This is a genomic window from Maribacter confluentis (genome assembly GCF_030505015.1).
Taxonomy (GTDB): Bacteria; Bacteroidota; Bacteroidia; order Flavobacteriales; family Flavobacteriaceae; genus Maribacter; species Maribacter sedimenticola.
Genome location: NZ_JAUKUC010000001.1, coordinates 283042 through 295718, shown reverse-complemented (window position 1 = coordinate 295718; position 12677 = coordinate 283042). Strand labels below are relative to the sequence as shown.

Annotated in this window: 12 protein-coding genes and 1 riboswitch; of the genes, 5 read left to right on the top strand and 7 right to left on the bottom strand. The window is 36.8% G+C overall.

What is annotated here, in order from left to right; all coding sequences use genetic code 11:
• Nucleotides 1–2: 2 nt before the first annotated feature.
• The 5 genes from Q2T41_RS01490 to Q2T41_RS01470 form a co-directional block, all read right to left on the bottom strand.
• On the bottom strand, nt 3–368 hold the full coding sequence (locus Q2T41_RS01490; RefSeq protein WP_304434527.1) for a 6-phosphogluconate dehydrogenase: 366 nt from the start codon (nt 366–368) through the stop codon (nt 3–5).
• A gap of 120 nt (nt 369–488) precedes the next feature.
• Entirely contained in the window at nt 489–1838 is a 1350-nt protein-coding gene (locus tag Q2T41_RS01485; protein WP_304434525.1) for a DNA recombination protein RmuC, read from the bottom strand.
• 114 nt (nt 1839–1952) lie between these two features.
• Nucleotides 1953–2600: an ABC transporter ATP-binding protein gene (locus Q2T41_RS01480; RefSeq protein ID WP_367186903.1), complete on the bottom strand. Its 648-nt coding sequence runs from the start codon at nt 2598–2600 to the stop codon at nt 1953–1955.
• A gap of 153 nt (nt 2601–2753) precedes the next feature.
• Nucleotides 2754–3785 carry a FecCD family ABC transporter permease gene (locus Q2T41_RS01475; RefSeq protein WP_304434523.1) on the bottom strand — a complete coding sequence of 344 codons (1032 nt, stop codon included), beginning with the start codon at nt 3783–3785 and terminating at the stop codon, nt 2754–2756.
• Entirely contained in the window at nt 3786–4934 is a 1149-nt protein-coding gene (locus Q2T41_RS01470; protein WP_304434521.1) for an ABC transporter substrate-binding protein, read from the bottom strand. It lies immediately after the preceding gene.
• A gap of 69 nt (nt 4935–5003) precedes the next feature.
• Nucleotides 5004–5259: riboswitch (cobalamin riboswitch) on the top strand.
• Between the two features lie 70 nt (nt 5260–5329).
• Here Q2T41_RS01470 and Q2T41_RS01465 point away from each other — a divergent pair.
• Complete coding sequence (locus Q2T41_RS01465; RefSeq protein ID WP_304434519.1) at nt 5330–7201, top strand: TonB-dependent receptor plug domain-containing protein; 1872 nt, start codon at nt 5330–5332, stop codon at nt 7199–7201.
• Between the two features lie 56 nt (nt 7202–7257).
• Here the strand turns inward: Q2T41_RS01465 and Q2T41_RS01460 are convergent, their stop codons facing one another.
• Both Q2T41_RS01460 and Q2T41_RS01455 read right to left on the bottom strand, forming a co-directional pair.
• Complete coding sequence (locus Q2T41_RS01460) at nt 7258–8724, bottom strand: GFO_1087 family putative carboxy terminal peptidase (protein WP_304434517.1); 1467 nt, start codon at nt 8722–8724, stop codon at nt 7258–7260.
• A 27-nt stretch (nt 8725–8751) separates the two neighbouring features.
• Nucleotides 8752–10281, bottom strand: coding sequence for a GFO_1087 family putative carboxy terminal peptidase (locus Q2T41_RS01455; RefSeq protein WP_304434515.1), 1530 nt, complete (start codon nt 10279–10281; stop codon nt 8752–8754).
• Nucleotides 10282–10511: 230 nt separating this feature from the next.
• On the opposite strand from Q2T41_RS01455, the gene Q2T41_RS01450 reads away from it, so the two are divergent.
• From Q2T41_RS01450 to Q2T41_RS01435, 4 genes are all read left to right on the top strand, one after another.
• On the top strand, nt 10512–11021 hold the full coding sequence (locus Q2T41_RS01450; protein WP_089260133.1) for a GFO_1088 family ECF-type sigma factor: 510 nt from the start codon (nt 10512–10514) through the stop codon (nt 11019–11021).
• Nucleotides 11008–11442, top strand: a complete 435-nt coding sequence (locus Q2T41_RS01445; RefSeq protein ID WP_304434512.1) for a PG0215 family putative anti-sigma factor — start codon at nt 11008–11010, stop codon at nt 11440–11442. The genes Q2T41_RS01450 and Q2T41_RS01445 overlap by 14 nt, the downstream gene beginning before the upstream one ends.
• A 5-nt stretch (nt 11443–11447) precedes the next feature.
• The gene (locus tag Q2T41_RS01440) at nt 11448–12005 is read left to right on the top strand and encodes a GFO_1090 family protein (RefSeq protein ID WP_304434510.1); all 558 of its coding nucleotides are present in this window, start codon (nt 11448–11450) and stop codon (nt 12003–12005) included.
• 112 nt (nt 12006–12117) lie between these two features.
• The gene (locus tag Q2T41_RS01435; RefSeq protein WP_089260136.1) at nt 12118–12660 is read left to right on the top strand and encodes a GFO_1090 family protein; all 543 of its coding nucleotides are present in this window, start codon (nt 12118–12120) and stop codon (nt 12658–12660) included.
• Nucleotides 12661–12677 lie beyond the last annotated feature (17 nt).

Sequence of the window (12677 nt, the reverse complement as noted above, 5' to 3'; positions counted from 1 at the left end):
AACTAATTTCTAAAATGTGGAGATTGTTCACGTTCTACATCGGTAATAAAATATTTAGTGTCTCCCAGCCAGAAAAAAGTGGCATAACGCTCTGTGTAATTTACCTTAACGTACTGGCCTTGGTATTCCTTTAACTTTTCTATGACCTCTTTGTCCTTGTCCAGAACAGAAAAAGAAAAAATTTGTGCACCGGATATTCCTTGACTGATCTCACCTTCCCATGTTTTTGCAATAACGCCTTTACGGGTAAGTTTTATCAATTCACCGGAACGCACTCCTTCGCTAAATGACACAAAGTAGATAAAGGCATAATAAATGGCTCCCAGTGCTACAACACCAAAAACTATAAGTGAAAGTATTTTTTTCATGTGGTTTAAATTTTAAAAAAATCTGTTCAACAACAAAATTAATGCGGGGTCAAGATATAGCTGAAATTTTAGTTTTACTAGTAAACCTTTAATATGTTATACCGTAGTTGTTAAAGTTTCTTATAATTTCAATTTTGGTTCTTCATCTATGTCTTCATCTTCCAAAGCTCTATTTAAAACAGCTTCCGGAATCGTTTTTTTGGCCTTGGCACCCATTTTCTTTAATTTTTGAATACTCGTTACAATATTGCCGCGGCCTTCTACCAGTTTGTTCATAGCCCCTTTATACTCACTTTTTGCCTCATCCATTTTTTTGCCCACTTTCATCAGGTCATTTACAAATCCTTCAAACTTATCATAGAGTGCACCTGCTTGTCGTGCAATTTCAATGGCATTTCGTTGTTGTTTTTCATTATTCCACATGCTGTCTATGGTACGCAACGTAGCTAAAAGGGTAGAGGGAGTAACAATGATAATATTCTGCTCAAAGGCTTTATTGTATAACGAACTATCTTGATTAATAGCAATTGCAAATGCGGGTTCTATGGGAACGAACATCAATACAAAATCGGGACTCTCCATTTCATAAAGGTCCTCATATTTCTTAGCGGACAACTGGGCAACATGCCTACGTAATGAGTTGATGTGGTCTTTTAAATAGGAATCCTTAAGCTCTTCATCTGCATTTACATAACGCTCGTAATCCGTTAGGGAAACCTTGGAATCTACGATCATTTTCTTGCCATCGGGCAGATTGATAATAACATCGGGCAGTACACGACTACCATCAGCTCTAGTAAAACTTTGTTGAACCGTATATTCTCGGTCTTTTTCTAAACCTGATTTTTCTAAAACACGTTCTAAGACCAATTCGCCCCAATTCCCTTGCATTTTACTATCACCTTTTAAGGCTTTAGTTAAGTTTTCAGCCTCTTGGGTAATTTTCAAGTTTTGAGATTGAAGATTCAAAAGTTGTTCTCTCAGGGCAGAATGAATACTGATGTTCTCTTTCTGACTAGCTTCTACTTTCTTTTCAAAAAGCTGTATTTTATCATTTAAAGGAGTTAGAATATCTTTAATATTCTTCTCGTTCCGCTCCGTGAATTTTAAGCTTTTTTCTTCTAGAATCTTATTGGCCAAGTTTTCAAATTCCTTTGTGAATTTTTCCTGGAGCTTTTCTACCTCTTCTTTCTGTTCACGGTTTTTATCGTGCAAATGCTCCATGTCAGCTTGTGCCCGTACAATTCTGTTACCAAGCTGTTCCTTTTCTGATTGTAGCGAAAGTTTCTGTTGCTCTGTCTCTTTAAGGCGTTCTTGTAAAACCGATAAATTAGCTTGCATTTGCTGTTCGCGCTCCTCCAAAGCACTTTGCTTAGAAGTTGTTTTTAATTGCTGTATATAATTACCTAGAAAATAGCCGATTGCAAGGCATAGAATAGCAATTAGGAAGTATATATATAGTTCGTTCATGAGTGTTTAAATGTGATACAGTAAAGATACTGGATCAGGTATTAAAAATATAAAGCACCTATCCTGATTTATTCAACTTAAGGAAGACCTAAATTGATATAGATTTTAAACCCTTTATTTTTTAATTTTAAAAGTACCAGAGTTGGCATCAAATGAAATCAGTTCTGCAGGAAATAAAGTTTCAAAATTTTTATGTTCAATATGTTTACAAGGCTCTTCAAACGGATTGGTATGTCCGTCTAAAATCAACATTTTATCACATAACTGTATGGCCAACTCTATTTCATGACTCGTAAAAAGAATTGTTTTTTTGGTTTGATGAGCAATAGATTTCAGGAGTTTTAAAATCTGCACCTTATGATATAAATCTAAATGCGTAGTTGGTTCATCTAAAAGTATAATACTTGTGTCTTGAACCAAGGCCCTAGCAATCATTACACGTTGCAATTGTCCGTCGCTTAATTCAAAGCATTTCTTATCGAGAAATGGGGTTAGCTCCAATAGCTTTACACTTTTGGTAATGAATGCCATGTCATCAACAGATAATTTGCCTAACCAATTCGTATATGGTTGTCTTCCCAATGCCAATAACTCTTTTACGGACATGTTCTTAGATGCGATAGGTTCTGTAAGTACCACACTCACCTTTTTGGCCAAGTCCAACGAATCAATATTTGCTAATTCTTTTCCTTCAATTTGTATGGAACCGGATAGTTTTGGTTGAAATCCGGCAATGGTGCGTAGTAATGTAGATTTACCAATGCCGTTAACGCCAACAATAGCAACAAGTTCCCCTTTTTTTAAGTCGAATGAAATACTATCGGCAATGACTTTTTTGTCATATCCAATAGATAAATTACTGACAGTCAGTGTGCTATTTATGTTTTTGTCTTTGATAACTTTATCTCGTTTGCATTAAAACATCATTTTCTTTTTCCGGACCAATAACCAAATGACCACAGGAGCTCCAAACAAGCTGGTTATGGCGTTAATTGGCAATACGCTCATTGAACCTGGTAGTTGCGCAATTGTATCGCAAATCAACATTAAGATAGCGCCACAACAAAGAACAGCTGGTATTAAAATTTTATGGTCGGTTGTGTGAAATAGTTGTCGGGTTAAATGGGGTACCGCTAGACCAATAAACGCTATGGGTCCTGCAAATGCGGTTATACATCCGGCTAAAAGTCCGGTCGCAATGATAATGGTATAACGCGATTTTTTCAAATGGATTCCTAAACTCTTTGCGTAATTCTCACCTAGTAAATATGCGTTGAGAGATTTAATAGAAAATATACTTAATAGTATGCCTATGCATGTACAAAGGCACAGAATTGATAATTGCGTCCAGGTAAGATTACCTAGACTTCCAAATTCCCAAAAGATATATTGTTGTAATTTTTCAGCTTTTGTAAAATAGGAGAGTACACTTACAATAGCACTAGTAATACTGCCAAACATTAAACCAATAATAAGAAGTGCCATGGTATCTTTAATTTTAACGGCTACGGTAAGCACAACTAAAAGCACAAGAAAACTACCTGTACTAGCTGCAACTGCCAAAGCAATATCGTTAAAAGCGGAAAACGTCATAATTCCTGAAAATAGGGAGGAGCCCATAATCAATAACGCTGCGCCTAAACTTGCCCCGGAACTGATACCCAAAACATACGGGCCAGCAAGTGGATTCCTGAAAAGGGTTTGCATTAATAAACCGCTTAAGGCCAGACCACTACCAACCAAAATGGCGGTTAGGGCTTTTGGTATACGATAGTTCCAAATAATATACGAAGTGGATGAATCGGTAATATCGGCACCAAAAATAACATTAATGGTGTCCATGACCGAAATGCTGACAGAACCAAGACTTATATTTAAGCCCAAACAAATAAACAATACTATGAGTAAAGCAATAAAATGAATACTATATGTAGGTTGTTTAAGCAATTAATTTAGCGGTTTAAAAAAGAAAGGTTCATGCTCGGGTAAAAGACCGGGATGTAAAATATGAATTAAATCTTTCAACACAATATCAGGGCGTTGCGGTGCTAGTTCATAATACAGATTACCACCGGTTTCACCAACGGTATTGGCAAAAGTGTATACTTTTTTATTTTTAAACGCATCAAACTGAACATAATGTGCACTTGAAGATTCCATTTCAGTATACGATTTAAATTGCGCAGGTCCAATCCAATATTCTGCAGTTTTGGCTTCGAGTAAAACATTTTCCCAACTTAAGGATAGACTACCGCTATCAGGTGTTTCTTTCCATAAGTAATTTGCGTTGGCATCTTTAAGAAAATTTGCCGCCCAACTTTTACCACCCGGTAAATACCATACATCTTTATACATTGCGCCGCTAAGTACAGTGGGCGTTGTATGTGCAGTTTTTGCTAATTTTTTTGCAACGAGGTACGACTTTTCAATTTCAGCGAAAATGACATTTGCTTCAGATTCTTTATTGAAGAAGGGAGCAAAAAATTTAATCCATTCCGCTTTACCCAATGGTGTTTCTTCTACCCAATCACCATTATAAATTACGGGTATCTGAGAGCGTTGTAATGTTTCGTAAGCGCTATTACTTCCACTAACGGCAAAACCCACTACCAAGTCGGGTTTAAGTGCTAAAACAGCTTCTGTGTTTAAGCTTTCATTGATGCCAAGTTCTTTGATTTGACCGGCGTCAATTCGTTTTCGCGCGGCTTTAGAAGATACGTATTTGGTATCTGAGAACCCTACAAGCTTATCCAGGACTCCCAAAGCTTCAAGTGCAGGTATATGGGTAGTTGAGGTTACTACAATATTATCGATTGGTACGGATATGATGGCGTCGTATTGATTTTTATCCAAGGATATGAATGCTTGTTTCTCTTTAGGAATCAATGCATACGTAAAAGAAGCTTCCGCATTTGGCCAAGGTGCCAATATTTTAATAATCGTAATGCCAGAGACTTGTTTTTCTATTGTAAAACCATTTGCATGGCTAATAGCTACATTTTCAACTGCAGATTCTAGTGGGGGCGATTCTGTCTTTTGTTGTTTACATCCGCATAAAAAGAGTACGTAACCGAATATGAGAAGATTTTTAAGCATTTGTTTTTACGTCTTTTTTTCAAAAGTAGTATTATAAAAGTTTACCTAGAAAGATTAAACAAAATGTTTATTTTCGCCGTGAATTTTGGTTTTCGCTGCTTATGGCAGTGAAATTAAAAGGGAATCCGGTATAAATCCGGAACTGTTCCCGCAACTGTAAGTTTATGCCAACCACATCTATTGACGAATAGGTTTTAATTGGTACCTCGTTTAAGAGGATGTTATTTACTGCATAGCCACTTTGTTTTCTAATCCGGTATAGAAACATGGGAAGGCAAAATAACATAAAACGAGTCAGGAGACCTGCCTTATTCAAACAACAATGTTAAACTTTCGGGATAAAGGTTTACGTATGGGTACAGACATACTATGCTCCCGTTTATGAATTTAAACGAATGAAAAATTATTTTTTGTGGCCAACGGTCACAGTATTGTTATGCGCTAAAGTAGGAGCGCAACAAGAACAGGATTCAACCAACATTTTACAACTAGACGAGGTCGTGGTGAGTGATTCACGATTTGAGCTAAAGCGTGAAAATTCCGGTAAAACCGTCATTTCCATTTCTCAAAAAGAATTGGAACAAAATCAAGGTAGGTCCGTTGCCGAAATCATCAATACCAAAAGCGGTATAGAAATAAATGGAACAAGAAGTTATGCCGGTCAAAATTTATCAACCTATGTTAGGGGAGGAAATAACCGCCAGGTATTGGTTATAATTGATGGAATTCAGGTTTCTGACCCATCAGGTACCAGTGCAGAGTATGATTTACGTTTATTAAATACTTCTCAAATCGAAAGTATTGAAATTTTAAAAGGAGCAGCAAGTACACTTTATGGTAATTCAGCGGCAACAGCTGTAATTAATATTACTACCAAAAAGGCAAAGGAAGAAGGGCTTTCTACGGAAGTGATTTCGAGTATGGGAACCAACCAATCTCAGGATGACCAAAATTTTAATATCTCTGATTTTTCCAATACGGTAAATGTATCGGCAAAACATGGAAAACTCTCTGTATTGGCTTCTGGTGGACATCAATTTACCGATGGGCTATCTGCTGCTATTGGTACTGAAGCAGATGCTTTTTCACGAGTTGATGGTAATTTGAAAGTAGGTTATCAGTTTACAGAACGTTTTGGCGTTACAGCTTCTGCATTTTATAATAAACTGAACAGTGATTATGACAACGGTTTTCCAATTGAAGATGCCGATTTCTCGTTTTCCGGTGAGCAATCTCGTTTTGGTCTAGCTTCAACGTATAGGTATGAAAAAGGAAGTATCCATGTAAATACGGCGTTTAATCAAATAGACAGGTCTTTTGTTTCAAGTTTTCCCGCGGCATACGATTCACAATCTTATATTTTAGATGTATTCAATAAGTATACATTTAATAAAAACATACATACTATTGTAGGACTGAATTATATAGACAGTCAGACTTTGTTCAGTGAAGAGCAAAACACAAATACAGTAGACCCTTATGTAAATGTTGTGTATGTGGGTAAGCGTGGAATTAACATAAATGCAGGTGTGCGTTTAAATAACCATAGTGATTATGGTTCTAATTTTATCTACAATTTTAATCCATCATATAGAATAAATATTAATTCTAGATATCTGAAGTTTTTAGGTTCATTTGCTACCTCATATATAGCGCCTAATTTATCACAATTATATGGACCATTTGGTGCAAACCCAGATTTGAATCCTGAAGAGGATACTACTATTGAAGGAGGTTTAGAATATAGACTTTCAAATAGCTTTACGATAAATGCGGTTTATTTTAATAGAACCGAAGATGATAGAATCGATTATGTAACCATAGACCCAAATACGTTTCAAAGTCAGTATCGCAATTTGGCAGATACAGCACATTTTAATGGGGTAGAAGTAGGGTTTTCTGCTGTACCAACAAAAGATTTAACTATTAACGCCAACTACACGTATACCAATTCTAAAGAAGGTTTGGCGTTGAGAATACCAAAGAGCAAGGTTAACGCTACAATTGGTTACACTATTGCGGATAAAACATTTTTAGGCGCATCTTATCAGTTTGTATCTGATCGTACCGATACCGATTTTGCCACCTTTACCAATGTAAACTTAGATAGTTTCTCATTGGTAAACCTTCAGGTGAAACATCAGTTTTCAAATAATTTCGGGGCTTTTGTAGGTGTTGATAATCTTTTGAATGAAGAATATACAGAACTAGTTGATTATACCACTAAAGGTCTAAATTTAAGATTAGGGTTTAAACTAAGTTTATAGCAAAAAAAGGGCAGCTGAAAAGCTGCCCTTATTTCTTTACTAAAGTTAAATAAAAACTATTGGTCATAGACGGTATCATCGATCATTTTATTGTTCATAGGATTTGTCATCTTTGAACTTCCGATGATATCTATAGGGTTATGGACCGTAAAATCGCGCTTGCCCGTTTCTGACGTTATTTCCTGTATGGCCCTTGCCAATAAAGGTTCATTTTGATCACCTAAAATACCTAGATTGCCATAATCTTCCTTTAAGAAAATATCTGGTTGTAATCCAGAGGTATAGTCAAAGAAACCTTCCGCATTTTCGTTTCTACCTATTAAGGGCTGTATGGCCCATTGATTGTCAGGATTAATTTTATTGACCCTTGATGGTGTATATAAATAGGAATTGTCACGATCATCTACCAAAGTGGTTGAAAATTCGTTCTTACCTCTTGTAACATCCCCAATCTGAATAACGTCCATATAAGGTTCCAAACTATTGATCAACAATTCACTTGCCGAGGCAGAACTAGCGGATGTTAGCACATATAATTTATCAAGTCCTAAGCTATTAATAGTAGTACCATCTATCTTGTCCGTAAAATACACCTCTAATTGACTATCGTTAAACTGCTCCTGCAATTTATCATTGTACCTTTTCCTTAAAAAAATATTAGAAGTATTGGTATCATAAATCATGCTAGCAAGCAAACGTGTTGTATTTACCGAGCCACCCGGATTATATCTTAAATCCATCACCAAGCTGGTAATACCTGCTGATTTTAAGGCTTGTATGGCACTGTATAACTGATCATCATATTCGTTGGTAAATTGATTATACATGATATAACCAATATTGGCACCGCCAATTTCAAAGGATTTGGAAATTAAAATCGGGTTTTCCGCTAAAGCTTCTTCTTTGGTAAGTTCTACTTCCTCATCGGTAGGGCTTATGGAGCCATTGACAAATTCGGCCATATTCAACGTATAGGTATCGTTGCCAGTAAATAAGAGTTGCTGATAGTTGGATAAGTTCAATGTTTGTCCATCCACTCCCGTAAACAAATCGCCCCTTTTGATGCTGGTAGTTGCAGCATTGGAGTTGGGAACAACGTAACGAACCACACCAAACAGTTCTTCACTATCCTGAAAACGTACCAGACCATATTCCAATCCGTTACTCTTGGAAATACCGGCTAATGAATTGGTGAGTTCCCTATAATCATCGTTATAAAAACTAAAACGGTCCTCAATATACTGAAGCTTGTTTACAAAGAACGCAGCAGGACTGTCTTCAGAATCTAAAAAAGCGGTGTATTCTGCCCTACCTTCAGTAGTATTTGTAAACCGGTCATCTGCAAGGTCATCTACATTTTCTTGCCAGAAATACCAAAAGTTCATGGCCTTCCACATGAAATCCTGTACCTCTACATCTGCGGAACCATCTGGGTCTACCGTAGTGGGCAAGGTTAAATCCTCATCCTTTGAGCATGATAGTACAAGGCAAAAGATGAGTAGCGCCAAAAATTTCTTTTTCATATATGTTTAAACTAAACTATTCCTTATTTATTCTTTGGGCAATAGTAGATCACCGGTAGGCATTTTACCATTATTAAGCAAAAGCGTGGCGTTACGTGGATTATGAAGCTTAGAACTGGAAATAAGGTTTGCAGGTATCTGTACCTCAAAATTTCTTTTGGCCCCTTGACCAACGATTTCCTGAATAGCCCTTGCCAATAGGGGCTCATTAGCATCTCCCAAAATTCCAAGGTTGGTAATATCTTCGTCAAGTTCAATATCTGGATTTAAACCTTCTGAATAGTCAGAAAACCCACTGGCGTTCTCCACTTTACTTATAATAGGCTGTAATCCCCACTGCACGTTGGGGTTAATTTGATCTTCTCTTTCTGGATCATAAACATTACCGCCTTCCGGGTCATCTACAAATAAGACTGAACCTTGGTTTTTACCTATGGTGGTCGTACCAACGTGTACCACATTAATGTATGGCTCAAGGCCTACCATGACCAATTCACTGGCAGAGGCAGAGCTACCTGTGGCTATAATGTATACCTGAGGTAAATTTAACGATGTCAATGCCGCATCGCTATTACCATCTTGCGTACCTGTAGTACCTACAAAGTAATTATCGGTAAAACTACTGTCAAATTGCGATTGTAGTTTATCATTGTACCTGGTTCTATAAAAAAGGTCGTTGGTATTGGTACCATAGATTAAACTGGCCAATACGGCGGCAGTTGAGCCACGACCTCCAAGATTATACCTTAAATCCAATACCAAGTCCGTGATGTTTTGCGCTTTAAAATCGGCAAAAATTGCGTTCATTTCATCTTCCGTACCAGAAACGAACTGATTGTACATGAAATAGCCGATTTTCCTGTCGCCAGCAGTAATGATTTCAGTAACATGAATTGGGTCTTCTACCAAACCTTCTACCTTGGTCAGTGTTACTTCCTTATCGGTAGGGCTTATGGTATTATTATTTATTTCAGCCATGTTAAGCGTATAGGTATCATTATCGCCGAACAAAAGCGAAATATAATTATCCCTGTTCAACCGGGTACCGTTAACACCAATAAAAACATCACCTCTTTTAATATCTTTACCGGCTGCATCAGAGTTTTTGATAATATATTCTACATAACCAAATACATCATCCGTATTGCCGATCAAGGAAAGTCCAAATTGTAGACCGTTACTTTTGGATACCCCTGCAGAACTGTTGACCAATTCTCTATAATTTTCATCGTAAAAGGTAAATCTGTCCTCGGAAAAAAGCAACTTATTTTCCAACAGGTCTACTGGATTATCATTTTCCGTTAAATAGGCCTCATAAGCAGCTTGTGTATCAAAACGGTCATCCGCAAGATCCGTAACTTCACCCTGCCAAAAATAATACAGGTTTAGGGTCTGCCATAAAAAATTCTGTACTTCAATGTCAACAACTTCTTCTTCCTCAACGGGGGTTTCAATCTCTTCTTTTTCTTCTTCTTCAATAATGGGGTCGTCGTCATTTTTGTTACAAGAAGTTGCAATTAACCCTAGGCACAGTAGGGACAGGAAAAATTTTTTCATAATAATTTTTTTAGTGAATATTTACCTAAAGAACAAAAAACATTCCAAAAATAGAATGTTTGTATAGCACCTAAGTAAATGCATTTTCATTTATGTACGTAAATTACAAGCTTTAAGATGTTAAATTTACTCACAAGTCATCAGAATAAAAATTAATTGTAACAAAAATCGTTCTACTTCGTCTTCATTTTGTAAGCCTGTTAGCAAGCTTATGAACAGCCAAACCAAAAATGAAACAAACAGAGTTTTTAAATATTGTAATGCCTTTTAAGGATAAACTTTTTCGCATGGCCAAAAGGTTGTTGGTATCTACGGAAGAAGCTGAGGACGCTACGCAAGAGATACTGATCAAGTTATGGTCCAAGAAGAGTAAAATTACATCCTATAATAACGTAGAGGCATTTGCCATGACCATGACCAAAAATTTTTGTTTGGATAGATTAAAGTCAAAACAAGCTGGAAATTTAAAATTGGTCCATAGTAATTATACGGATTCCAGCACATCGTTGCAGAACGAGGTAGAAGCTAAGGATAGTGTCAATTGGGTAGAACGTATAATGGATGAATTGCCGGAACAGCAGAAAATGGTGTTACAATTAAGGGATGTGGAACAATATGATTACGATGAAATAGAAAAATTACTTGACATGAAACCTACGGCTATACGGGTTGCATTGTCCAGGGCAAGAAAAACGGTAAGAGAAAAATTAATGGAAAAGCATAATTATGGAATTGCATAATATAGAAAGATTAATAGAGAAATATTTTGAAGCGACCACTACGGTAGCAGAGGAAGAAATGTTAAGGTCGTATTTCTCCGGTGACGATGTTGCACCACATTTAGCGCAGCATGCCCCTATGTTCAATTATTTTACTCAGGCAAAAAAAGAATGCTTTACAAAGCTGGTCCCATTAAAACCTAGAAAAGAGTATTTAAAATGGGTTTCTGTAGCTGCAATTGCAGTCTTTATATGTGGGCTATACTTTTATCAACCTACACCGGCGCCGGTTACTTTGGCAGATGAGTATACCCAAGAGGAAATAGAGTCCGCAAAAGAGGCCTTTGCATTATTGGCAATGAATTTCAATAAAGGCACAGAGCAACTCTATCACTTAGAGGAATTTGAGAAAACAACGAATAAATTTTTAACGAAAAAGTAAATAAAATGAAAAAGATAATACTATTGGCCCTGTTTGTATTGGCCCCAATACTTTCTAAAGCACAGGATATATTTGAAAAGTATGAGGACAATGATAAGGTAACATTTGTTGCCATGCAGCCAAAAATGTTTCAGATGCTCGGTAAAATGAGTGTAAGTTCAGATGATCCAGAGGCAAAGGAGTTTTTTGAACTGGTCAATTCAATCACCAGTTTTAAAGTAATAACAACGGAGGACCCGGCCATTTCCAAGGACGTGGATAATTGGGTGACCAACCGGTTAAAGAGTTCATCTTTTGAAGAGTTGATGCGCGTACGCGATGGCGGTTCTAATGTGAAATTCTATGTCAAGGAAGGCAAGGATAGTGATCACGTAAAGGAATTGCTAATGTTCGTGACCGGCATGAAGGAAATGGATATTGATATTAACGGTAAAAAATTGGAAACCGTACTATTGTCCTTAACGGGAGATATCAATTTAAAATCAGTTTCAAAATTAACCGATAAGATGGATTTACCTGGTGGCGACCAATTAGGTAAAGCAGGAAATAAGGGAAATAAGTAACAAGTTCAGGATATGGTGGCCCTTACACAACGCATCATAAATGAACGTCTAAAATTCATCAATTAATCGATCATGGAAACTAATTAAGTGAAGTGGTCTAAAAACAACAATCATGAAAAAAGTAGCAGTAGTATTTTTAATGGCAATGGTACCCTTAATGGGCTTTTCACAATCTGTATTCGACAAATACGAGAATATGGACAACGTAGGTTCCGTAATCGTTAATAAGGGGATGATAGACCTGGTCTCTAAAATTGGCGGTATGAGCGATGATGCCGAAGCTAAGGAATTTATGGACATCGCAAGTGGATTAAAGAATGTTAAGGTCTTTATGACAGAGGATGCCGGGGTTTCGGCAGATATGACGGCGACCGTTAAAAAATATCTTAAATCTTCTAAACTTGAGGAACTGATGCGTGTAAAGGATAAAGATGTTAATGTAAAATTCTATGTTAGGGATGGAGCCAAAAAGGACCATGTCACAGAACTGTTAATGTTCGTATCCGGTTTGGAAAATGTTGAGGTCGGTGATCATGGTCGCAAATTGGAGACCGTATTGGTAAGTCTCACCGGTGATATTGATCTAAATAAAATTGGTTCATTGACCAATAAAATGAATTTACCAAAGGATTTGAACAAGGCATCGGGCAAATAGATAAAATAGGATATAAG

Bases quoted from the DNA above. Each gene is read 5' to 3' on its own strand.
- Q2T41_RS01490 (WP_304434527.1), bottom strand. From the start codon at position 368: ATGAAAAAAATACTTTCACTTATAGTTTTTGGTGTTGTAGCACTGGGA.
- Q2T41_RS01440 (WP_304434510.1), top strand. From the start codon at position 11,448: ATGAAAAAGATAATACTATTGGCCCTGTTTGTATTGGCCCCAATACTT.
- Q2T41_RS01445 (WP_304434512.1), top strand. From the start codon at position 11,008: ATGGAATTGCATAATATAGAAAGATTAATAGAGAAATATTTTGAAGCG.
- Q2T41_RS01460 (WP_304434517.1), bottom strand. From the start codon at position 8,724: ATGAAAAAGAAATTTTTGGCGCTACTCATCTTTTGCCTTGTACTATCA.
- Q2T41_RS01470 (WP_304434521.1), bottom strand. From the start codon at position 4,934: ATGCTTAAAAATCTTCTCATATTCGGTTACGTACTCTTTTTATGCGGA.
- Q2T41_RS01455 (WP_304434515.1), bottom strand. From the start codon at position 10,281: ATGAAAAAATTTTTCCTGTCCCTACTGTGCCTAGGGTTAATTGCAACT.
- Q2T41_RS01465 (WP_304434519.1), top strand. From the start codon at position 5,330: ATGAAAAATTATTTTTTGTGGCCAACGGTCACAGTATTGTTATGCGCT.
- Q2T41_RS01485 (WP_304434525.1), bottom strand. From the start codon at position 1,838: ATGAACGAACTATATATATACTTCCTAATTGCTATTCTATGCCTTGCA.
- Q2T41_RS01435 (WP_089260136.1), top strand. From the start codon at position 12,118: ATGAAAAAAGTAGCAGTAGTATTTTTAATGGCAATGGTACCCTTAATG.
- Q2T41_RS01450 (WP_089260133.1), top strand. From the start codon at position 10,512: ATGAAACAAACAGAGTTTTTAAATATTGTAATGCCTTTTAAGGATAAA.